This is a genomic window from Streptomyces yongxingensis, assembly GCF_055597465.1.
Genome location: NZ_CM145717.1, coordinates 10,024,537 through 10,045,839, shown reverse-complemented (window position 1 = coordinate 10,045,839; position 21,303 = coordinate 10,024,537). Strand labels below are relative to the sequence as shown.

16 protein-coding genes are annotated in these 21,303 nt (G+C 72.8%); 6 read left to right on the top strand and 10 right to left on the bottom strand.

Annotated elements, in window-relative coordinates:
• Positions 1-54: 54 nt before the first annotated feature.
• Complete coding sequence (locus ACZ6TD_RS42820) at positions 55-1,515, top strand: PucR family transcriptional regulator (RefSeq protein WP_471346925.1); 1,461 nt, start codon at positions 55-57, stop codon at positions 1,513-1,515.
• 26 nt (positions 1,516-1,541) lie between these two features.
• On the opposite strand, the gene ACZ6TD_RS42815 is transcribed toward ACZ6TD_RS42820, so the two are convergent.
• The 5 genes from ACZ6TD_RS42815 to ACZ6TD_RS42795 all read right to left on the bottom strand — a co-directional run bounded on the left by ACZ6TD_RS42815 (position 1,542) and on the right by ACZ6TD_RS42795 (position 7,601).
• Positions 1,542-2,348, bottom strand: coding sequence for a methyltransferase (locus ACZ6TD_RS42815; protein ID WP_471346923.1), 807 nt, complete (start codon positions 2,346-2,348; stop codon positions 1,542-1,544).
• Complete coding sequence (locus tag ACZ6TD_RS42810; RefSeq protein ID WP_471346921.1) at positions 2,345-3,949, bottom strand: PucR family transcriptional regulator; 1,605 nt, start codon at positions 3,947-3,949, stop codon at positions 2,345-2,347. Before ACZ6TD_RS42810 ends, ACZ6TD_RS42815 begins: the two co-directional genes overlap by 4 nt.
• 95 nt (positions 3,950-4,044) lie before the next feature.
• A complete protein-coding gene (locus ACZ6TD_RS42805) occupies positions 4,045-5,439 on the bottom strand; it encodes an NAD(P)/FAD-dependent oxidoreductase (protein WP_471346919.1) in 1,395 nt (464 codons plus the stop codon).
• A 64-nt stretch (positions 5,440-5,503) separates the two neighbouring features.
• Positions 5,504-6,169 (bottom strand): HAD-IA family hydrolase, encoded by a 666-nt coding sequence (locus ACZ6TD_RS42800; protein ID WP_471346917.1) that lies wholly within the window; start codon positions 6,167-6,169, stop codon positions 5,504-5,506.
• Between the two features lie 52 nt (positions 6,170-6,221).
• Positions 6,222-7,601, bottom strand: coding sequence for an MFS transporter (locus ACZ6TD_RS42795; protein ID WP_471346915.1), 1,380 nt, complete (start codon positions 7,599-7,601; stop codon positions 6,222-6,224).
• Between the two features lie 454 nt (positions 7,602-8,055).
• Between ACZ6TD_RS42795 and ACZ6TD_RS42790 the strand changes: the two genes are divergently transcribed.
• Positions 8,056-9,027, top strand: a complete 972-nt coding sequence (locus ACZ6TD_RS42790; RefSeq protein WP_471346914.1) for a D-2-hydroxyacid dehydrogenase — start codon at positions 8,056-8,058, stop codon at positions 9,025-9,027.
• 37 nt (positions 9,028-9,064) lie between these two features.
• On the opposite strand, the gene ACZ6TD_RS42785 is transcribed toward ACZ6TD_RS42790, so the two are convergent.
• Positions 9,065-10,669, bottom strand: coding sequence for a CocE/NonD family hydrolase (locus tag ACZ6TD_RS42785; RefSeq protein ID WP_471358554.1), 1,605 nt, complete (start codon positions 10,667-10,669; stop codon positions 9,065-9,067).
• A 193-nt stretch (positions 10,670-10,862) separates the two neighbouring features.
• Here ACZ6TD_RS42785 and ACZ6TD_RS42780 point away from each other — a divergent pair, with 193 nt between their 5' ends.
• Positions 10,863-11,609, top strand: coding sequence for a TetR/AcrR family transcriptional regulator C-terminal domain-containing protein (locus ACZ6TD_RS42780; RefSeq protein WP_471346912.1), 747 nt, complete (start codon positions 10,863-10,865; stop codon positions 11,607-11,609).
• Between the two features lie 49 nt (positions 11,610-11,658).
• On the opposite strand, the gene ACZ6TD_RS42775 is transcribed toward ACZ6TD_RS42780, so the two are convergent.
• Both ACZ6TD_RS42775 and ACZ6TD_RS42770 read right to left on the bottom strand, forming a co-directional pair.
• Positions 11,659-12,117, bottom strand: coding sequence for an RrF2 family transcriptional regulator (locus ACZ6TD_RS42775; protein ID WP_471346910.1), 459 nt, complete (start codon positions 12,115-12,117; stop codon positions 11,659-11,661).
• A 33-nt stretch (positions 12,118-12,150) separates the two neighbouring features.
• Complete coding sequence (locus tag ACZ6TD_RS42770; protein ID WP_471346908.1) at positions 12,151-13,347, bottom strand: acyl-CoA dehydrogenase family protein; 1,197 nt, start codon at positions 13,345-13,347, stop codon at positions 12,151-12,153.
• A 156-nt stretch (positions 13,348-13,503) separates the two neighbouring features.
• On the opposite strand from ACZ6TD_RS42770, the gene ACZ6TD_RS42765 reads away from it, so the two are divergent.
• The gene (locus ACZ6TD_RS42765) at positions 13,504-16,569 is read left to right on the top strand and encodes an ATP-binding SpoIIE family protein phosphatase (RefSeq protein ID WP_471346907.1); all 3,066 of its coding nucleotides are present in this window, start codon (positions 13,504-13,506) and stop codon (positions 16,567-16,569) included.
• 24 nt (positions 16,570-16,593) lie between these two features.
• Here the strand turns inward: ACZ6TD_RS42765 and ACZ6TD_RS42760 are convergent, their stop codons facing one another.
• Positions 16,594-17,334, bottom strand: a complete 741-nt coding sequence (locus tag ACZ6TD_RS42760; protein ID WP_471346905.1) for an SDR family NAD(P)-dependent oxidoreductase — start codon at positions 17,332-17,334, stop codon at positions 16,594-16,596.
• A 233-nt stretch (positions 17,335-17,567) separates the two neighbouring features.
• On the opposite strand from ACZ6TD_RS42760, the gene ACZ6TD_RS42755 reads away from it, so the two are divergent.
• Both ACZ6TD_RS42755 and ACZ6TD_RS42750 read left to right on the top strand, forming a co-directional pair.
• Positions 17,568-18,386, top strand: coding sequence for an SDR family NAD(P)-dependent oxidoreductase (locus ACZ6TD_RS42755; protein WP_471346903.1), 819 nt, complete (start codon positions 17,568-17,570; stop codon positions 18,384-18,386).
• A gap of 121 nt (positions 18,387-18,507) precedes the next feature.
• Positions 18,508-20,172 (top strand): IlvD/Edd family dehydratase, encoded by a 1,665-nt coding sequence (locus ACZ6TD_RS42750; protein ID WP_471358551.1) that lies wholly within the window; start codon positions 18,508-18,510, stop codon positions 20,170-20,172.
• 79 nt (positions 20,173-20,251) lie between these two features.
• Here the strand turns inward: ACZ6TD_RS42750 and ACZ6TD_RS42745 are convergent, their stop codons facing one another.
• On the bottom strand, positions 20,252-21,262 hold the full coding sequence (locus tag ACZ6TD_RS42745) for an alpha/beta hydrolase fold domain-containing protein (RefSeq protein ID WP_471346901.1): 1,011 nt from the start codon (positions 21,260-21,262) through the stop codon (positions 20,252-20,254).
• Positions 21,263-21,303: the final 41 nt, after the last annotated feature.

The window sequence follows — 21,303 nt, the reverse complement described above, 5'->3', positions numbered from 1 at the left end:
CAGCGGAGGAACCGCGCGACAATCGTTGCTGAGACAAAGAGTTAGGCTCAGTTTGTGGTGAACAACAAAGAGCAGGGCGTGACAGTCGACGACCTGCTGTCGTATCCGGCCCTGCAACTGCGGTTGATCGCGGGTGGCGCGGGGCTGCACCGCTCGGTGTCCTGGGCGCATGTGAGCGAGCTGGACGACCCCACACCCTGGCTGCTCGGATCCGAAATGATCATGACGACGGGGATAGCGATGCCCCGCTCGGCGGCCGGGCAGCGCGCCTATCTGGAGCGGCTGGACGACGCCGGGGTGGCCGCCCTGGCGGTCTCCGCCCAGCTGCGGATGCCCCCGCTGCGCCGGGCGTTCTTCGACGCCGCCGAGGAGCGGGGGATGCCGGTCCTGGAGATCCCGCTCGCGGTGCCGTTCATGGCGGTGGCGCAGGAGGTGGCCGCCGCCGTCCAGGAGGACGCCCGCCACCGGCTGGGCGCCCAGCTCCAGGTGTTCGGCGCGCTGCGCTGGCTGACCTCGGAGAACCTGGACACCGCGACGCTGTTCGGCCGGCTGGAGAAGCTGTCCGGTTACGACATCTACCTGTGCACCACCCAGGGGCGGCCGCTGTTGCCGGGTGTGCCCGCGCCCGACGCGTCGGTGATCCCCGGCTCGGCGGACGCCCCGCCGACCATTCCCGGTGGCTTCGCCCTCCCGGTCCCCTCCCCCGGCGGCCCGGCGGGCTTCCTCATCGCCTTCGAACGGGAGGGCGCGCGCCCGGCGGGGCTCGCCGTGGTCCAGCACATCGCCACGGTGGCCGCCCTCCAGCTCGCCATGGTCCGCACCGAACGGGAGACGCTGCGCCGCGAGGGCGCGGAGATCCTCGCCGAGCTGCTGCAGGGCGCACTCGAACCCGCGGTGGCGCGGCGCCATCTGCTGCGCCACTCCATCGAGGGCGAGACCGTGCTGGCGGTGGTCAGGGGCGTCACGGAGGATGCCGTGCTGCGGGCGCTGGAGGATCAGCCGTGTCTGCTGCTCAAGCGCGGCGAGGACCGCTATCTGCTCGGTTCGCCCGGCCTGGGTGAGGCGGTCGAGTCCCTGCCGGGTGTGGCCGCCGGGATGAGCCGCCCGTTCAGCGCCGGCTCCCCGCTGCGGATCGCCCAGCGCGAGGCGCTGTGGGCGGCCTCCCACGCCGTCGCGTCCGGCCGTGCCCTCGTGCGGTACGGCGACGATGTCACCGGCCGCTGGCTGCCCGACGACCCGGCCGCGCTCACCGATCTGGTGGAGCATGTGCTGGGCGAGGCGCTGCGCTACGACACCGGCCACGGCTCACGGCTGCTGACGTCGGTGCGCACCTGGATGGAGCGCGACCGCCGTACGGACGAGGCGGCCGCAGCGCTCCATGTGCACCCCAATACGCTCGCCTACCGGCTGCGCCGCTTCCATGAGCTGACCGGCCGCGATCTGTCCACGACCGGCGCGTTCGCCGAGGTCTGGCTGGCGATCCGGGCGGCGAGCCGGCTCGGTCTGCTCGACTGACCGTGGCTCCTCGGGGCGTTCGGCGCTCAGTGCGGGCGCCGGCCCCGGCAGGTGATGAGCGGGGCGGTGGTGACGTCCATGCCCTCGCCGCGCAGATGGTCCAGATGGCGCTCGATCTCCTCCTCGGTGGCCAGGCCACCCGCCACCAGTCGCCCGCGCAGCTGACGCACGGTGGCCGCCTCCAGCTCCCGGCAGGCCGGGGAGGTCAGCGGGAAGCAGCCCTCGGCGCGTACGTCGTGCAGCCCGGCGCCGCGCAGCAGGGCGGGCAGGGTGCGGCCGAAGGCGAGGTCCACACCGCGCTCGGCGAGCAGCGCGCGGAATCCGCGGCGGATCCGGTTGGCCAGCTCCTCGGCAGGGCCGCGTTCATCGGGGCAGGCCAGGGGCTGGAGCGCCGGGTCGGCGTCCTCCACCACCAGCCATCCGCCCGGCCGCACGGCCCCGGCCATCCGCCGCAGCGCCTCGGCCCGGTCGGGCAGGTGTACCAGCACCAGCCGGACGTGGACGAGGTCGAAGCCGTCGCCCGGTGGCTCGTCGCGGGCAACGTCATGGCGCCGCACCTCGATCGGTCCGGTGGCCGGGCCGGACAGCTCCGTGAGCCAGGAGGTGTCGATGTCGGTCACCAGCACCTGCCCGGTGGGCCCGACCCGCTCGGCGAGGGCGGTGGGCACCGAGGGCCCGCCCGCTCCCACCTCCCAGCAGCGCCATCCGGCGGCCAGGCCGAGCTGGTCGAGGTGGTCCAGGGTCCAGGGGTCGAAGAGGTCGGCCAGCGCGTCGAAGCGCCGGCCGGCCTCGCGCTGCCGGTTGTCCAGCAGATAGCCGGTCTCGGATGTCATGCGCCCCATCCTCCCGCGCCGGACGCCGTCAGCGTGTCGAGGGCGGTGACGGCGACATGGAGCTGGGTGCGCTGCACACCGGACTCCAGGTCGCGGCCGAGGAGCCGTTCAATGGTGTGCAGCCGCTGGTAGAACGCCTGGCGGGACAGGCCGATCTGTTTGGCGGCGATGGACTTGTTGCCCGCGGCGAGGTAGTGGCGCAGCGTGGTCAGCAGATCGCCCGCGTGCCGCTCGTCGTACTCGATCAGCCTGCCCAGCTGGTGCTCGACGTACTTTTGCACACGGATGTCGTCGCGGAGCGCGTACAGCAACTCGGGCAGTCCGACGTCGGAGGGCACGTGGAACGGCCGGTGCGGAGTGATGGGGCCGATGGCGTCCACGACCTCCTCGGCCTCCCGGAACGCCCGTGTCACCTGGTCGATCTCGGTCACTCCCGGTCCGACCGCCACCACCGCCGGCGCGCCGAGGGTCTCCTCGGTGAGCCGGCTGACCCGCTCCACCACCGGCTGCCAGGCGCTGGCCCGGGCCAGGGCGAGCAGCACCCCGGTCCGGTCCGGGGAGAGCCGCCCCACCAGGGCCCGGATGCCGGAGCCCTGCAGGGCGTCGGCGAGCCGGTCGTCCAGGCCCGTCTCGTCGGCGGCGGCGCCGTGGTGGCCGATGGCGAGGGCGATGAGGCGGTGGCCGACGACCGGTATGCCGAGGGCCTCGACGCGGATGCGTGCCTCGGTGCGGCCGCGGTAGCTCCAGCGCAGCAGCTCCAGCAGGGCGCAGGTGTGGGCCTGGCGGTCCCACTGGGTGTGGCCGGTCAGCCGGGCGAGGGTGAGGGCGGTGGCGGCGCGTCCCAGGATCATGGTGTGTTCCGGGTCGGCCGCGGGGGCGGCCGCGTTCGGCACCGCCACCAGCCGCCCCCAGCGCCGGCCGTTGTGCTCGACGGGGGCCACCAGCCAGCCCTCCGGTCCGCTGGTCCGCGCGGTGTCGGGGGTCGGCGTGGCGCGGGAGCGGCGCTGCCACGCCTCCAGGACCTGGCCGGCCGTGCCGCCCGCCGTACAGGAGAACACCGCGTGGTGCAGCAGGTTCTCCAGGACCACCGGGCGGCCCATCAGGTCGGCGGCGGCGCGCACCAGCTCCTTGGGCTCGGCGTTGCGCAGCGTCAGCCCGGTGAAGATCTCATGCACCTGCTGGGAGCGGCGCAGCAGCTCGCCCTGTGCGTCGAGGATCAGCGCGTGGACGGTCTGGGTCACCTCGATGAAGCGGATGCCACGGGACAGGACGATCAGGGGGAGGTCCCGGGCGCGGCAAGCGGCCACCAGGTCCGGTGGCACCTGCTGGTAGCGGCGGCCGAGCTCCACCACGAGCCCCGCGGCGCCGATGTCGGCCAGCTGGTCCGCATAGCCGCGCAACCGGCTGGGGTCGTTCGGCTGGGGCATGCCCGTGGTCAACACGAGTTCACCGCCTTCGAGGAACGAGGCGGGGTCGAGCAGCTCGGTGACGTGCACCCAGCGGACCGCACGGGCCAGCTGCTCCTCACCGGCCATGACACGGGGAAGTCCCGCGACGATGACGGGAAGGCGCAGGACGTCGGCAACCGTGAGCAACGGCATCTGGACGGACTCCCTCCGGATACCGCTCATCATCGCAGAGCCGGGCCGCCGCGCCCAGGGCCTCGAGCCGGGCCCGGACGCGGCGGCACCCGGCCTCACGGGCGGCGTGCGATGAGGTCGGCGATGGTGGCGATGGGTGAGGTACGGACACGTCCGCCCGCCTCGTGGCGGTCGGCGAGGCGATAGGCGGCATACAGGCCGCGCACCCCCAGCCAGCGGAACGGCTCGGGCTCCCAGGTGCCGGGGGCGTGGCCGGTCCACGGCAGCCGGATGAGCCGGGTGTCGCGGGCCAGGACCAGATCGGTGAGGGTGCGGGCGGCCAGATTGGTGGAGGTGACTCCGTGGCCGACGTACCCACCGGCCCAGCCGAGCCCGGTGGCCCGGTCCAGGCCGACCGTGGCGGACCAGTCGCGGGGCACGGCCAGCACTCCGCACCAGGCGTGGTCCACCCGGGATCCGGCCGTCTGCGGCAGCATCCGCTCCAGGGTCCGGGTGAGCTGGCGGATCGTGCGTTCGCCGACCCGCCCCTCGTGGTCGGTGCGCGAGCCGAAGCGGTAGGGCACCCCGCGCCCGCCGATCGCGATCCGGTCGTCCGCGGTGCGCTGGGCGTACATATGGCCGTGGGCGGTGTCCCCGAGGGTCTCCCGGCCCTCCCAGCCGATCTCCCGCCAGATCCGGGCGGGCAGCGGCTCGGTGACGAGCATGGAGCTGTTCATGGGCAGCCAGGCGCGCCGCAGCCCCTTGAGGGACGCGGTGTACCCCTCGGTGGCCCGGAGCACGACGGGGGCCCGTACGGTGCCGTGCGCGGTGATCGCACGGCCCGGTTCGATGGCGGTGACCGGGGACTTCTCATGGATGGTGACACCGAGCCGCTCGACCGTGTCGGCGAGGCCGCGGACCAGGGCGGCCGGCTGCAACCGGGCGCAGTGCGGGGTGAAGGCGGCGGCGGTGACCCCGTCGACGCGGATGCGCGCCGCGGATTCGGCGGGGGTGAGCAGCACCGAGTCGGCCACCCCCCACTCATGGTCCTGTTCGACCTTGTGGCGCAGCCGGGTGGCCTGGGCGGGGGTGCGGGCGACGCGCAGGGTGCCGCCCTTGACGATGCCCGCGTCGATGCCCTCGCGGGCGGCCACGTCGATCACCTCGTCCACCGCCTCGTTCATGGCCCGCTGCCAGTCCAGGACGGCGGGTTTGCCGTAGGCCCTGGCCATCCGGTCACGGGCGCCCGGGATCAGCCCGGAGGCCCAGCCGCCGTTACGGCCCGAGGCGCCGAATCCGGCGAACTCGGCCTCCAGAACGGTGATCCGGAGACCGGGGTCGGCGTGTTTGAGGTAGTACGCGGTCCACAGCCCGGTCAGTCCGGCGCCGACGACGCACACATCCGCGTCGCGGTCTCCGGGCAACGCCGGGCGGGGGGTGGGGAGTTCGGCGAACCAGTGGGCGACGCGGCCGTTGACCGGTGCCGGGCGGCCGGCCGTGGTGGCGGTCATGGATTCCCTTCGCGGCGAAGAGCGGTGGGGTGGGCGGTGGCGGCGGAAGTGGCCGGGGGCGAGGTCAGACGCCGAGCAGCGGGGGCAGCTCGGCCAGGTCCTTGATCTCCTCGTACGGCTGGAAGGCATCCGAGCCGGGGAAGCCGTAGCGGTTCACCCAGATCCGCCGCATGCCCGGGTACCGCTTGGTCGGCATGATGTCGTACTCCCAGCCCTGGGCGGCGTGGATGATGTCCTCGGGGCCGCGGCCGGTGGCCGTCATGAGGTACTCGAACGCCCGCGGCAGCGGCTTGTAGGCACCGGCCTGCTCGGCGGTGAGCACATGGTCGAAGTCCACGCCGAGCGCCTCGACGGCATAAGTGATCAGGTCGTCCTCGCTGTTGGAGAGGATCGCGATGTCGTACTCGCCCTTGAGGCGGCGCAGCGCGTCGGGGACCTCGCGGAAGGGGGTGAACTTCTTGATGGCCTCGATCAGCGCCTCTCCGTCCTCGTCCCGGTACTCCAGGCCGTGCAGCGTCATGACATTGCGCAGGGTGCGGCGGACGACTTCCCGGTAGGGCAGGTACTCGTCCAGGACGCCCTGGAAGCGCATCACATACGCGTCGTGGTGGAACTGATCGGGGTCGACGCCGATCTCGGCGAGCCGGTCCTTGACGATCTCGTGAGTGGCGGTGCGGGTGTCGAAGTTGATGAGCGTGCGGTAGCAGTCGAAGGAGACCAGCTTGCGCATGGGCGAGTCCTTTCCAGTGAACGGCACTTTGACGAGGGTCAGGCGTGGAGCGTCAGGCACGGCTGCTGGCTTCGGCCAGGCCGAGGTTCTTGGTCTCGGGGGCGAGGACGACGGATACCACCAGGCCGATGAGCGTGATGGCCACCCCGATGGCGAGGGTGCCGCGGACCCCGAGGTCGGCGGTGGCCATCGGGAGCAGGAAGGTGCTGGAGGCGGAACCCACCCGGCTCATGGCGGTGGCGACGCCGACGCCGGTGGCCCTCAGGTCGGTGGGGAACAGCTCGCTGGGATAGACGAACTGCAGTCCGCTGCCCGCGGCCTCGAAGAACTGGAAGGCGGCGAAGAGGGCCACCACCAGGGCCGCGTAATGCAGGGGCAGCACGGTGAGCGCGATCAGGGAGATGTTGACGCACAGGAAGCTGCCGATGAGCAGCGGACGCCTGCCGACGCGGTTGACCACGACCAGTCCCAGGCCCGTTCCGGCGACCGCGATCGTGGTGATCAGCGCGCTGGCACCGAAGGTGCCGGTCACCCCGAAGGACTCCAGCATCTGCGGCTGGAAGGACCGCACCGCGAAGGCCGGCGCCACCTGGCAGATCCAGAACAGCGAGCAGAACAGCGCGGGGATTCCATAGCCCCGGCGGAATATCTCGGCGAGGTTGCCGAGCCCGGAGCCACCACGCCGGTCCTGGCGGACCTCGGCGAGCAGTTCCTCGGCGCTGACCTCCTGGCCGAGGTGGCGGCGTACGACCTCCCTGGCCTCCTCCACCCGTCCCCGCGACGCCAGCCAGCGCGGCGACTCGGGAACGCCCGCCCGCAGGAGCAGGAAGAGCACGGCGGGGACCGCGCCGGAGGCGAGCATCCAGCGCCAGGCGTCATCGCCGGTGCCCAGCAGCAGCCAGCCGGCCCAGAAGCTGACCCCGTACCCCACCCACCAGGCCAGGACCAGCCCGGACAGGGCGGGGCCGCGCATCCGGCGGGGCACCAGCTCGGTGGTGAGGGCCGAGGCGATCGGGTAGTCGGCGCCGATCGCGATGCCGATGAAGAGCCGCAGCACCACCAGCTGCCACGCCTCGGTGACGAAGAACTGCAGCGCGGAGCCGATCACGAACGCGACCAGGTTGAGCACATACATCAGATGGCGGCCCACCCGGTCGGTGATCGGGCCGAACACCGCACCGCCGAGGAAGACACCGACGAGGACGGACGCCGCGACCAGCCCGGTCCACAGCGTGTCCAGGTCCAGGGCCGGGGTGATCAGGCTGAGCGCGACCCCCATGATGCCGAGCAGATAGCCGTCGCAGAACGGACCGCCCATGGCGACGGCGACCATCTTGCGGTGGAAGGCGGTGACGGGGGCGTTGTCCATGGTGGCGGCGGAGCCCTGGAGGGGCTCTCGGGAGGGATCGCGGGAGGTTCTGGGAAGGGACATGCTTGCATCTCCTGGGGACGAGGAGGGGCGCTGCGGCGCCGGCCGATGCCGGGGTGGTGGCGGGGCGGTGGCGGGCATCGTGGGTCAAGCATTCGGTGGACACGCACGGCGGGGTACACGGTGGGGACGGACGCCTACGGCGGGGTACCGGCTGCGGGGCGGGGGTGTGCCCCGGGGACGGGGATGTGCCCGCCGGGGGACGGGATGGGCTCCGGGGACGGGGTGGGCTCCGGAACGACCGGTGGCGCGTTCCGGCTGGCCATCACCTTGGTTCAGCCGTCGGCCACCGTCAACGTCCACCGTGTTCCGTCGCTCGTCATCGGGTGGACACTCTGTCCGTTGTCCACCGGCGCGGTCTCGGCCACGCTTGAGGCGTCCGCCCGTACCCGTCACGCCCGTGGGAGCCCCGTCATGACCGATGCCACCGCCGCGGCCGCCGCCGTGGGAGCCGGACGTGGCTGACCGGCTGGTCGTCCTGTACCGGGACCATCTGCCGCCCAACCGGGCGCGGATCGAGTCCCTCGCCGAGACGGTGTACGCCACCGAGGAGGAGTTGCCGCTGTTCCTCCCCGGCGCGGACGCCCTGCTCGCGTGGTGGCCGATGACCTCCGCGGTGGCCGGCGCCTGGCCGGACGATCCGGCGAAGGCCCCGCGCTGGGTGCATGTGGCCGCGGCGGGGGTGGAGCCGTTCCTCTTCCCCGCGCTGACCGACAACCCCGAGGTGGTGCTCACCAACGCGCGGGGCGTCTACGACCGGCCCATCGCCGAGTACGTCCTGGGGCTCATCCTCTCCCTCGCCAAGGACTTCCCCGGCACCTGGGAGCATCAGCGCCGCCGGGAGTGGCGCCCCTCGGACAGCGAGCGCATCGGCGACCGTACGGTCCTGGTCTGGGGCACCGGCTCCATCGGGCGGGCCGTCGCCCGGCTGCTGCGCGCGGTCGGCATGCGGGTCAGCGGCGCCGGCCGCACACCACGGGCCGCCGACCCGGACTTCGGCGTGGTGCACGGCCCGGCGGGCCTGCGCGAGGCGCTGGGCGAGGCGGACTATGTGGTCCTGGCCGCCCCGCTCACCCCCGCCACCCGTGGCATGGTCGACGCGCCCGTACTGGCGGCGATGAAGCGGGGCGCGCGGCTGGTCAACGTCGGACGTGGCCCGCTGGTCGACGAGCAGGCCCTCGTCGACGCCCTGGCCCAGGGCAGACTGGCCGGGGCGGCGCTGGATGTCTTCACCCATGAGCCACTGCCGGCGGAATCGCCCCTGTGGGAGATGCCGGGTGTCATCGTCTCCCCGCACACCGCGGGCGAGGTCACGGACTGGCGCGCCGACCTGGGCGAACTCTTCCTGGACAATCTGCTCCGGCGGCGCGAGGGCCGCCCCCTGCGCAATGTGGTCGACAAGGCCCTCGGCTATGTGGTGGACGGATGAGACGGCCGCTGACGCCCCCCGCGCGCCAGCGACCGTTTCACCGTTCGGCGCGGACCTGAGGCAGCTCCAGCGCCGAGCCTCCGTGCACGGTGATGCGCACGGGCGTGAGGGTGGTCGCGTCGAGCGTCGGCTCGCCGCTTCCGGTGTTACGGGCGAAGCGGGGGTGGGCGCCGCCGCTGATCTGGAGACGGACCCGGTGGCCGGTGGCGAAGCGATGGGCGGTGGAGCTCATCGGCACGGTGACCTCCAGCGGGTGTTCCGGTGTGGTGGGCAGCCGCACCAGCCCGTCGGACACATTGACGGAGCGGCCCCGCTCATCGACGTCACAGAGCCGGGCGAAGACATCGGCGTACCCGGTGTCCGTGGAGACCCGCAGCCGTGCGGCCACCGGGCCGAGGACGTCCATGGGCTCGTCCATCGGCTCGCTGGTGAACGTCAGCACATCGGGGCGCCCTTCGAGGTCGGCGTTGTCACGGCTCCCGGCGGTACGCGAGAGCAGTGGCCCGCCGATGGACGGGGTGGGGTCGGCCGGGTCGTAGCGGAAGGCGGCGAGCGGGACGGACGCCTCGGACGGCTGCCGGGTGAGCCGCCCGTCCCCCGTGGGGAACCACTGGCCGACGGCCGGGGACGGCGGCCAGTCGGCGAGGTCCCGCCAGTCTCCCTGACCGCCGATGTGCACCCGCACCCTGGCCGGGCGCAGCCCCGAGGAGTCGTCGCACAGATGCGCGCGCAGCCAGGCGAGGCTTTCGGCGAAGACCTCGGGCCAGCCCGCCTGGAGCGCGGAGGTGTGGGTCCAGGGTCCGACGAGCAGGGAGGTGTCGCAGCCCGCCCGGCGCAGCCGGCCGTACTGCTCGAAGGTCTGGTCCACCAGCGCGTCATGCCACCCGCTGATCAGGCAGGTGGGGACGCGCGAGGTGGCCGCGGCGCCATCCGTTGACGCGCCCTCCCAGAACGGGTCGTCGGCGTCCGGGTGGGACATGACCTCCTCCAGCCAGGGCACTTCTCCCCCGAGTCCGCGGACGTACGACCCGCGCAGCGGCAGCGCCCGGGTCATCTCCGCGAAGTGGCGCCGCAGCCGCAGCGTGGCCCGGACGAAGGGGCCGAACCCCAGGTGCTGGGAGGTCATACCGGAGCCGACGAGCAGCGCGTTCTCCAGTCGCAGGGCGCCGTCGCGGTGGAACAGGGCGTGCGGGTCGTGCAGGCCGACCTGCACCACCATCGCCCGCAGCTCCGGCGGCGGGTCCAGGGCGAGCGCCCACTGCACATAGCCGAGATAGCTCGGGCCGAGGGTGCCCAGCGCGCCGTTGAACCAGGGCTGGTCGCGCAGCCAGTCCACGGTGGCCCGGCCGTCGGCCGCCTCGTTGCGCCACAGGTGGAACTCGCCGCCCGAGCCACCGGTGCCGCGGCAGCTCTGGAGGACGACGTGGAAACCCTGCTCGGCGAAGAGCACACCGTACATGGGCGCCCAGGGCACTCCCCTGCCGTAGGGCGAGCGCACCAGCAGGGTGGGGAAGTCGCCCTCCGCGCGGGGGAAGTAGTGGTCCGTGCGGAGGAGGCTGCCGTCGGCGGCCGGCACCTCGAGGTCCGGCTCCCATCCGGCCTCGTACCGCTTGGCCGGAAGGCCGCGCCAGGTCGCCCTCATCATCCGTGCGGACAGCGGCGGCCTGCCCGAGGGCGCGACCCAGGTGGTTCCGGCCCCGCCGTCCGTGGCCCCGGACACTCCGTCGCGCGTGTGTGACGTCATCCCACGTTCCCCTCCGCTAATCCCGTACCACGTACGAGAATAGTAGATGCTTGGATGGATTCCGCAAGTCGCCATGGTGGGGCGAGTCGCCATGCGGGGAAGGAGCGATCAGGTCGTGGTGCGCGGTGACGGATCCGACGCCGGAGGTGTCGACCCCCAGCAGCTGTGGCTGGACTCCGACCGCCCCCGCAAGGGGCGCAAACCCGCCTTCAGCCGGGCGGCGATCACCGCCGCGGCGGTCGCCCTCGCGGACGCGGAAGGAATCGACGCGGTCACCATGCGGCGGGTGGCCTCGCAGGTCGGCGCCGGGGTCATGTCGCTGTACAGCTACGCCCCCGACAAGGAGACGCTGCTGCGGTTGATGGTCGACCACGTGAGCGGCGAGCTGTCACCGCCGGACCCGCTGACCGGCGACTGGCGTGCCGACCTCAAGGCCATCGCCCATGCCCAGCGGGCGCTGATGCTCCGCCACCCTTGGCTGCCCACCGCGCTGTTCAACCGCCGCTGGTCCCTCGGGCCCAACACCCTGGCCTTCTTGGAACACGCGCTCGCCGCCCTGCGGCCCACCGCGCTGGACGGCGGTGCGAAGCTGGAGGTGTTCAGCCTGATCACGGGTTTCACCGCCAGACTCGTCGCCGACGAGATCGCCCAGGCCGCGCTCTCCGCCTCACCCGAGCGGGCCGCCGCCGAAGCCCGCTACCTCGCCGCGGTGGCCGCCGACGGACACCATCCGGAGCTCGCCGCGGCCCTCTCCGCCCCGGTACGCCCGCTCACCCCCGATGCCACGTTCGCCCGGCTGCTCGACCGCATGGTCGACGGCCTGGACGCCGACTCGTAAAGAGGCCCGGGGCCCAGCCTGGACACCGGTTCGTAAAGAGGCCCGGGGCCTAGGGGTTGGTCCACGCCTCCGGGTCCTCGGCGAGACCCAGGACGTCGCCGGGCAGCTTGGCCGCGGCCACCTCCGCGAGGGTCACCTCGCCGAGGATCTTGCGCACGTTGGCCCGTACCGCGATCCACAGCGGCAGCAGCGACTCCGCAGGGCCGCAGTACGACAGCTCGGGCGGGCGCACTCCGCGCACCGACACCAGGGGGCCGTCGACCACCCGGATCACCTCGGCGATGCTGATGGTGTCCGCCGGGCGGGCCAGCCGGTAGCCGCCCTTGCCGCCGCGCTGGCTGGCCACCAGGCCGCCCCGGCGCAGATCGCCCAGGATCCCTTCGAGGAACTTGTGCGGGATGCCCTGTGCACCGGCGATCGCCTCGGCCTTGACGGAGGTGTCCTCCCCCGCCGCGGCCAGTTCCAACGCCGCCCGCACCGCATAGTCCGCCTTCGCCGAGATCCGCATGCGCTGATTATCCGCCACGTGAGCGCCGGGCCGTCAGAAGGGCAGGGTGAACGGGGGGTGCTCACCGTTGAGGAAGTAGTCCCCGACCTCGTGGAGCCGGTGCGCGACGGGGTCGTAGAGGGTGTGGGTGCGCGCGTTGCGCCAGAAGCGGTCGAATCCGTAGGCGGAGGAGGCGGAGCGGGCGCCGACGACGTCCAGGGCGCGGGCGGTGGCGTCGTGGGCGGCCCGGGAGGCGGCGGCCTCGGCCGCGGCGGCGAGCACGGTGATCTCGGCGCATTCGTCGTCGGTCAGGTCCTCGCCGCGCGCAAGACCGCCGTCCAGGGCCTCCAATGCCTGATCGGCGAGGGCGGCGGCGGAGAAGGTGGCGACGGTGAGCTCCCCGTAGGTGGTCAGCGCGTACGGATCGCGCGGGGAGGTGTGCGGCCAGGGCGCGTGCACCGCCCTGGTGTACTCGCGGGCCTCGGCGAGCACCCCCTGCGCGATCCCGAGACATATCTGCGCCGAGACCAGACGGCCGGTCGGCGCGGCCAGACCGCTGAACGGCGAGAGGGTGTCCTCGTCCCAGGAGAGCGGGCCGAGCACCGCGTCGTCCTCGACCGGCACCGCGTCGAACTCCACGCTGCCGCCGGCCGCCAGCCGCTGCCCGAAGGTGTCCCCGTCGTCGCCGCCGCACACCACACCCGGGTGGGCGGTGTCGACGAGCACGGCCAGCGGTTCGCCGGTGTCGGCGTGGGTGGCGCGGACGGCCAGCCGGTCGGCGACCAGCACGCCGGTGGCGTACCCCTGGCGTCCGTTCACCAGCCGGCCGTCCCTCCCGGAGGTGAGGGTCAGCCGTGGCTCGCGGGGGGTCAGCCCGCCGCCCCAGCACCACTGACCGGCCGCCGACTCGCGCTCCACCCGGGCGGCGAGATCGGCCCCGCCGAAGAAGCGGGCGCTGAAGGACAGCAGGTAGTGGCAGCCGAGCACCTGGCCGATCGCGCCGTCGGCCGCGGCGATCTTCCGTACGACGGCGCAGGCCGTGGACCAGCCCGCTCCCCCGCCGCCGTGCTCGACGGGGATCAGCAGCGCCAGCAGCCCCGCCTCGCGGAGCCGGGCGATCTCGTCGTACGGCGTCTTGCCCGCCTGGTCGCGGACGACCGCGTCCGTGGCGAGGTCGTCCGCCGCCTCGCCGGCGATCCGCAGCCACCACGCGCGGTCCGGTGCTTCGGCCGCCGCATCCACCACCGTCACGCCCGCTCCCCTCCATCCGGCCGGTATCCATCATTCCCTATTTTTCCAGTAGGGAAAATAGGGAACTTGGCGATGGACGTCCAGTGAGTGATGCCCGGCATACGCCAGTGCTACGTTTGTCCGAGAACGCCCTATTCCACGAGGTGAGGTTCTGGGATGGCGGAGCGGCGTGGAACCTACGCGGTGGGGCGCTCCCACTCATGGGGTGATGAACGGCTGTCACTCCTTTCGGCGGTCGGCACCGCGCTCACCGACCGCGAGGTGATGCAGCACGCCCTGGACCAGGCGGTCGCCGAGCTGGGCGGACTCGCGGGGCTGGTGCACTGGTCCTGCGGCCCGGCCGGGAGCCGTACGCTGCGCCTGGTCCTCGCCAGCGGGCTGCCGCTGCCCGCCCTCGGCGGCTGGGAGGAGATCCGCCAGGACCAGGCCCCGCTGGCCCCCGCCCGAGCCGTGCGGGACGGCCGATTCGTATGGCTGCCGGCGGCCTCCGGCGAGGCCGCCGGGGTCGGGGAGGCTGCTGGACCCGGGGAGGCCCCCGGGCCCGGGGAGACCGCTGGACATGGGGAGGCCGCCGGGCCCGGGGAGACCGCCCGCACCGCCGCCGGGAGCCTCCCGGCGGCGACCACGGTGGCGTCCGTTCCGCTGACCGGGCCGGACGGGCCGGTGGGCGCGCTGTCCGTCCTCACCGGCCCGCGGGAGCCGACGCCGGAGCAGGCCGCCTTCCTCGAGGCGGTGGGGCGCTGGGCGGAGCGCCGCCTCTCGCGCTCGGGAGCGGGGGCCGGCGACTGCGACGATCACCCCTGGTGGCAGCGGCGGCCGGGCGGCTCGGTGGTCCAGCAGTCCCTGGACGCGGTCAAGGCCGGCTCCTGGGAATGGGGCATCCACACCGGTGAGATGCGCTGGGACCGGGCGGGGCTGACACTTCTCGGCCTCCCCGGCGGCTACGAGCGGCGGATCGAGAGCTGGCTCAGTCTGATCCATCCCGAGGACATGCCGCGGGTGATGGCCGCCACCGAGAAGTCGCTGCGCGAGCGGAGCGGCTACGAGGCCGAGTACCGGGTCCGCCGCCCCGACGGCACCACCGGCTGGGTGCAGAGCCGCGCCCATCTCGAGCTCGACGCGAACGGCGAGCCGGTCCGCATGCTCGGGAAGGTCTGGGACACCACCGAGAGCCGGATGGCCCGGGAGTCGGTGGGGCAGGCGCTGCGGTACATGAGCGACGCGTTCTTCGCGGTGAACCGGGACTGGCGGATCACCTTCCTCAACGTCGAGGCCGAGCGCCTGGTCGGCTCGGCCGGAGAGGTTCTCGGCCGGCCGCTCTGGGAGGGCCCCGCGGGCACGGTCCCCGAGTTGGAGGACCGCTGCCGGCGCGCCGCCGCCGACGGCAGACCGACCGGGTTCGACATCCAGTGGCCCACCGATGGCCGTTGGTACCACATACGGCTGGTCTCGGTACCCGATGGGCTGACGGCCTATCTCACCGATGTCACCGAAGGGCGCACCCAGGCCGAGCGGCGCGTGGAGGCCGAGCGGGTCGGCACCGAACAGGCGGCCCGGATACGGGAGTTGACGAGTGCGCTCGCCGATGCGGTGACCACCCAGGACGTCGTCGAGGTCGTCGCCGAGCATGTCCTGCCGCCGTTCGGCGCATCGGGTCTGCTGATCGAGATCCTGGAGGGCGGCCGATTGCACCTGGGCGGAGCGGTCGGGTATCCGAGCGTCTTCCTCCGCATGGTCGACGGGATTTCGGCATTCGAGGGCTTCCGCCCGCTCAATGATGTGCTCGACTCGCGCCTGCCCTACTTCATCTCATCGGTCGAGGAGTACGAGGAGCTCTTCCCCGACCTGGTCGGCAGACCCGCCCTCTCGCGGAAGAAGGCATGGGCGGTGCTGCCCATGATCGCCTCGGGAGTCGCCATCGGCGTCTGTATCGTCTCCTTCGCCGAGCCCCGGCAGTTCTCCGGCGATGAGCGCACCCTGCTCACCGCCCTCACCGGGATGGTCGCCCAGGCGATCGCCCGGGCCCGCCTCTACGACGCGGAGCACGCCCGCGCCCAGGCGCTCCAGCGCGGTCTGCTCCCCCGGGCGCTGCCCACTCCGGCCGGCCTCACCGCCGCCGTCCGCTATCTGCCCGCCAGCAGCGGTACGGACATCGGCGGCGACTGGTACGACGTCATTCCTCTGTCCGCTGAGCGAGTGGCCCTCGTCATCGGAGATGTCATGGGCCACGGTCTGGCCGAGGCCGCCACCATGGGGCGGCTGCGCACCGCCGTGCACACGCTCGCCCACCTCGAACTGCCTCCCGAGGAGATCCTGGCCCAACTGAACGAGGTCGTCAGCGATATGGGGGACGACTCCTACGCCACCTGTCTGTACGCCGTGTACGACCCCGTCTCGGGATGCTGCTCCCTGGCCCGCGCTGGTCATCCCCCACCCCTGATCGTGCGGCCCGACGGAAGCGTGGAGTGCCTGGATCCGACGCCCGATCCACCGCTGGGCGCCGCCGAGCCCCCGTTCGCCACCGTGGATCTCCAGTTGGCCGACGGCAGTCTGCTGGTGCTGTACACCGACGGTCTGGTGGAGTCCGCTGCGCGCGACATCGACACCGGCATCGCCGAGTGCACCCAGGTACTCACCAGCGAGTACGGCCGACTCCTCACCTGTCCTCCCGACCGTCCGCGCATGAGCGGCCGGAGTGCGCGCAGCGAGCACGGGGTGGACCACGACCGGCTCGACCGGCTCTGCGACCTCCTGGTCGGGGTCATGCTGCCCGCGAAGCTGCTGACCACCGACGACACCGCCCTGCTGATCGCCCGGCTCCACGGACTGGGGACCGGGAACACCGCGGGGTGGACGCTGCCGGAAGACCCGGTGGCCGCGGGTCTCGCCCGCACCCATGTCCGCGAACAGCTCCGGGCATGGGGGCTCGACGAGCTCGTCGCGACCACCGAACTGCTGGTCAGCGAGCTCGTCGCCAATGTCGTCCGGCACGCCAGAGGACCGACCCGGCTCCGGCTGATCCGGGGCGAATCGCTGATCTGCGAGGTCTCGGACGGCAGCGCCACCACTCCCCGCATCCGCCGGGCCGCCGAGACGGACGAGGGAGGGCGGGGGCTGCAGTTGGTCTCCGCCCTCTCGCAGCGCTGGGGGACCCGCTACACCGCCGAGGGCAAGTGCATCTGGACGGAACAGCCCATCGGGTGGCCCGGCGCACCACCATGAGGGCGCCCCAGGGGCCGGCGTGCGTCAGCCGAAGGCGAGCTCGCCGCCCCGGGCCTCCAGGATGGCGCCGGTGATGTAGCTCGCCCGGGAGGAAACGAGGAAGAGCACGGCTTCGGCGATCTCCTCGGGCATCGCGGGCCGGTCCAGGACCGTGGCCCGCGCCACGGTCCGCAGGGACTCCTCCCCCATCTCGGAGGTGCCCGGCGTGCGGACCGGGCCCGAGCGGACGGCGTTGACCCGGACTCCCCGGCCGCCGAACTCATCGGCCCACACCCGGGTCAGCAGCTCCAGCGCGGCCTTCGAGGCGCCGTACGCCCCGGCGTTGCGGGCGGGGGCACCGGCGGCGATGGTGCTGAGGTTGACGATGGCGCCGTGGCCCCGGGCGGCCATACCCGGTGCGAGCCGCCCCACCAGCAGAAGCGGCGCGCGGGCGTTGATGGCCATATGGACGTCGAACATCTCGGACGAGGTCCCGGCGGTGTCCGCGAACCGGTAGACGCCCGCGTTGTTGACCAGGATGTCCACGTCCCCCGCCGCGGCGGCCAGCCGCCGCACATCGTCGGCCTCGGCCAGATCCGCCGCCACGAACCTGGCCGTGGCCCCCGCCGCGGACACCTCCTGGACCACGTCCGCGCCCCGGCGCGCGTCCCGGCCGTGGACGACGACCTCGGCCCCGAGCGCCCCCAGCCGCAGGGCCACGGCCCGGCCGATCCCCGCCGTGGCGCCCGTGACCAGGGCCGTGGCACCGGACAGCTCACCACTCATGCGGACACTCCTCACCGTAGGCCGGACACCGATCCACACCACACGCACCGGATGCTTACCGCACCCGCCCCCACCGGGCCGTACGGCTCGCCGCCCCGGGGGCTGAACGGACGTCCGCGCGGAGCCGCCGGATGACGCCGGGCCGACCTCGGCTTCGCCCATGACGCCCATGACGCCGATGACGCCGATGACGCGATCTTCCGCGTGGCGCTCGTCTTTGCTGTACTGCGGGGGTGCGGGAAACACGTTCAACCAGCCATGTCGCCCTGGTGACGGGGGCGAACCAGGGGATCGGCGCCGCGACGGCACGAGCGCTGGCGGCCCGCGGTGTCGCGGTGCTCTGCACCTATCTGCGACCGCCACCCGGCACCAGCGAGGGTGACGCCCCGGATCCGTACCACGCCGCGCGATCCACCGACGGGGAAGAGGTCGCGGCGGAGATCCGCCGGGCCGGAGGGCGGGCCGATGCCTTTGAGGCGGACCTCGGCGACCCGGCGGTTCCGGAGCGGCTCTTCGACCTCGCCGAAGACCGCCTGGGCCCGGTCGACATCCTGGTCAACAACGCCTCGGGGTGGATCCAGGACACCTTCACCCCCGATCCGGCCGACCGGTTCGACCGGCCGCTGCGCCCCGTCACCGCGGAGACCTGGTCCCGGCAGTTCTCGGTGGACGCGATGGCGCCCGCGCTGCTCATCGGCGAGCTGGCCCGCCGCCACCGGGCACGCGGGGCCGACTGGGGGCGGATCGTGGGCCTGACGTCGGGAGGGGAGCTGGGTTTCCCCGGAGAGGTGTCCTACGGCGCGGCGAAGGCCGCACAGACCGACTACACCCTCTCGGCGGCCGCGGAGCTGGCCGACCTCGGCATCACGGCCAATGTGGTGCAGCCGCCCGTGACCGACACCGGGTGGGTCACGGACGAGGTCCGGCGGTTCGTCGCCGCCAGCCCCACCCATTTCCATGTCGCCGATCCGGCCGAGGTCGCGAAGACCATCGTCTTCCTCGCCTCGGACGAGGCCGCGCTCATCACCGGAAACGTCATCACCCTTCGCTGACAAGGATTTTCGCCATTCGCCAGAGGAAGTCCAGAGGGAGTGGAGTGCAGAAGTGACTGACACGGGAACACACGGCCGTCGGCGCAGTGCGGCCTGGTTCGGTGCGAAGGGCCGGTCCGGGATGGTCTACCGGTCCTGGATGCGCAACCAGGGCTATACCAGTGAGGTGTTCGACGGCCGGCCGGTGATCGGCATCGCCACGACATGGTCGGAGTTGGCGCCCTGCAACAGCCATCTGCAGCGGGTGGCGGAGTCGGTGAAGCGCGGGGTGTGGCAGGCCGGTGGCTTTCCGCTGGAGTTCCCCGCGATGGCGCTGGGCGAGACGCTGATGCGGCCCACCGCGATGCTGTACCGCAATCTGCTGGCCATGGAGGCCGAGGAGCTGATGCGGGCCAATCCGCTGGACGGTGTGGTGCTGCTGTCCGGCTGTGACAAGACCACCCCCGGTCTGCTGATGGCCGCTTCCAGCGTCGATCTGCCGGCCATCATGGTCACCGGCGGCCCGATGCTCAACGGCAAGTACCGGGGCGGCGATGTGGGCTCGGGCACCCAGGTGTGGCGGTTCGAGGCCGAGTTGGCGGCCGGGCGGATGACCCAGGAGGAGTGCTTCTTCGCCGAGGGCTGTATGGCCCGGTCCGGCGGGCACTGCATGACCATGGGCACCGCGTCCACCATGGCGTCGATGGCCGAGGCACTCGGTATGCAGTTGCCCTATTCGGCGAGCTGGCCGGCGGTGGACTCACGGCGGTACGAGACGGCACAGCGCGCCGGGCAGCGGATCGTGGCCATGGTGGAGGAGGATCTGCGGCCGTCGCAGATCATGACCCGGGAGGCGTTCGAGAACGCGATCCGGGTCAACGCGGCCATCGGCGGCTCCACCAACGCGGTGATCCATCTGCTGGCCATCGCGGGCCGGCTGGGGGTGCCGCTGGCCCTCGACGACTTCGACGCGCTCGCCCGGGAGGTGCCCACGCTGGTCGATCTCCAGCCCTCCGGACGGTTCCTGATGGAGGACTTCTGCTACGCCGGTGGGCTGCCGGTGGTGATGCGCGAGCTGGGTGCGCTGCTGCACCCGGAGGCGACCACGGTGACCGGCCGTACGGTGGCGGAGAACGTCGCCGACGCCGAGTGCTGGAACCGCGAGGTGATCCGGACACTGGACGACCCGTTCCAGGAGGCGGGCACCGGCACCGCCGTACTGCGCGGCAACCTCGCGCCGAACGGCGCGGTGATCAAACAGTCCGCCGCATCGCGCCATCTGCTCAGCCACCGCGGCCAGGCCCTGGTGTTCGACACCCCGGAGGACTACCTCGCCGTGCACGCCGACGAGGACCTGCCGGTGGACGAGAACACCGTGCTGGTGATCCGGGGCAGCGGCCCGCGTGGCTACCCGGGCATGCCCGAGGTGTCCAATGTGGTGCTGCCGCCCAAGTTGCTGCGCAAGGGCGTCGAGGACATGGTGCGCATCTGTGACGGCCGGATGTCCGGCACCGGCTTCGGCACCGTGGTGCTCCATGTGTCCCCCGAGTCCGCCGTCGGCGGCCCGCTGGCGCTGGTGCGCGACGGCGACTGGATCACTCTGGACGTCCCGGCGCGCACGCTGACCCTGGAGGTGGGCGAGGAGGAGCTGGAGCGCCGACGGGCCGCCTGGGAGCCCCCGCCTCCGGTCGCCGACCGGGGCTGGAGCAGGCTCTACACCGAGCATGTACTCCAGGCCGACCAGGGCCTTGACCTGGACTTCCTGGTCGGCGGCAGCGGACATCCGGTGCCCCGCGAGTCCCACTGACCACTGACTCCCGGGGTCGTGTGGTGGTCCGCCTACGGATCACCACACGACCGTCGGTACGGTCACCGCGCGGCCACCGTCAATGGGCCAGGAGCCTGCGCAGCCACCGCAGCCGAGCCGCCCGCGCGTCCCGCGAGACGGCCGCCTGCGGTGCCATGCCCGCGAATCCGTGGAAGGCACCGGGCCAGACGTGCAGTTCGGCCTGTCCCCCGGCCCGCCAGATGCGGCCGGCGTAGTCGACGTCCTCGTCGCGGAAGGTTTCCGCGGCCCCTACGTCGATGAACGCGGGAGGCAGACCGGACAGATCCGTCGCGCGGGCCGGTGCCGCGTAGGGCGAGACGTCGTCGGTCCCGCGCGCCGCGCCGAGCAGCGCCGTCCACCCGGCCTCGTTGGCGGCCCTGTCCCACACCCCGACGCCGGTCATCTGCCGGGCGGAGGGCGTGTCGTTGCGGTCGTCCAGCATGGGGCACATCAGGAGCTGCCCGAACAGGGCGGGGCCGCCGCGGTCGCGTGCCAGCAGGGCGACGGCCGCGGCGAGGCCGCCACCCGCGCTGCCCCCGACCACGATGAGGCGCCCCGGGTCGATGCCCAGCTCGGCGGCGTGTTCGGCCGTCCAGACCAGACCGGCGTAGCAGTCCTCGACCGGCCCGGGGTGTTGGGTCCCCGGCGCCAGGCGGTACTCGACGGAGACCACGGAGAGCCCCAGTTCCTGGGCGAGGTCGAGCATCTCCGGCACGCCCGTGCGGTTGTCCCCGACCGTCATGCCACCGCCGTGGATGTGGTAGAGCGCCGGCACCTCCGTGGCCGCGTCCGCCAGGCGGCAGATCAGCAGCGAGACATCCGGCGCGCCCACCGGGCCGGGGACGGACCGCTCCTCGACCCGGAAGACCCCGTCGCGCTCCAGGGCCTCGTTCGTCACCGGCTCCATCCCGGGCACGTCCTGAGGGGGTGTCGCACCCGGATCGGCCCCGGAGCCGCCGGGCGGCAGGAGCTCATAGATGGCCGCGAGCGCCGTGGCGAGTTCCGGATCGAACGGCGGCGGTGGGCCGAGCGGTGCGGTGGCCGCCCGCTCGGGCGAGGTGTGCTCCATGGTCGGCTCCCAGAGGGCGTGGCAGGAGGATTTCCTATGGT

Bases quoted from the DNA above. Each gene is read 5' to 3' on its own strand.
- ACZ6TD_RS42815 (WP_471346923.1), bottom strand. From the start codon at position 2,348: ATGACATCCGAGACCGGCTATCTGCTGGACAACCGGCAGCGCGAGGCC.
- ACZ6TD_RS42750 (WP_471358551.1), top strand. From the start codon at position 18,508: ATGGTCTACCGGTCCTGGATGCGCAACCAGGGCTATACCAGTGAGGTG.
- ACZ6TD_RS42780 (WP_471346912.1), top strand. From the start codon at position 10,863: ATGCGGGGAAGGAGCGATCAGGTCGTGGTGCGCGGTGACGGATCCGAC.
- ACZ6TD_RS42775 (WP_471346910.1), bottom strand. From the start codon at position 12,117: ATGCGGATCTCGGCGAAGGCGGACTATGCGGTGCGGGCGGCGTTGGAA.
- ACZ6TD_RS42800 (WP_471346917.1), bottom strand. From the start codon at position 6,169: ATGCGCAAGCTGGTCTCCTTCGACTGCTACCGCACGCTCATCAACTTC.
- ACZ6TD_RS42785 (WP_471358554.1), bottom strand. From the start codon at position 10,669: ATGAGGGCGACCTGGCGCGGCCTTCCGGCCAAGCGGTACGAGGCCGGA.
- ACZ6TD_RS42795 (WP_471346915.1), bottom strand. From the start codon at position 7,601: ATGTCCCTTCCCAGAACCTCCCGCGATCCCTCCCGAGAGCCCCTCCAG.
- ACZ6TD_RS42745 (WP_471346901.1), bottom strand. From the start codon at position 21,262: ATGGAGCACACCTCGCCCGAGCGGGCGGCCACCGCACCGCTCGGCCCA.
- ACZ6TD_RS42810 (WP_471346921.1), bottom strand. From the start codon at position 3,949: ATGCCGTTGCTCACGGTTGCCGACGTCCTGCGCCTTCCCGTCATCGTC.
- ACZ6TD_RS42760 (WP_471346905.1), bottom strand. From the start codon at position 17,334: ATGAGTGGTGAGCTGTCCGGTGCCACGGCCCTGGTCACGGGCGCCACG.
- ACZ6TD_RS42765 (WP_471346907.1), top strand. From the start codon at position 13,504: ATGGCGGAGCGGCGTGGAACCTACGCGGTGGGGCGCTCCCACTCATGG.
- ACZ6TD_RS42805 (WP_471346919.1), bottom strand. From the start codon at position 5,439: ATGACCGCCACCACGGCCGGCCGCCCGGCACCGGTCAACGGCCGCGTC.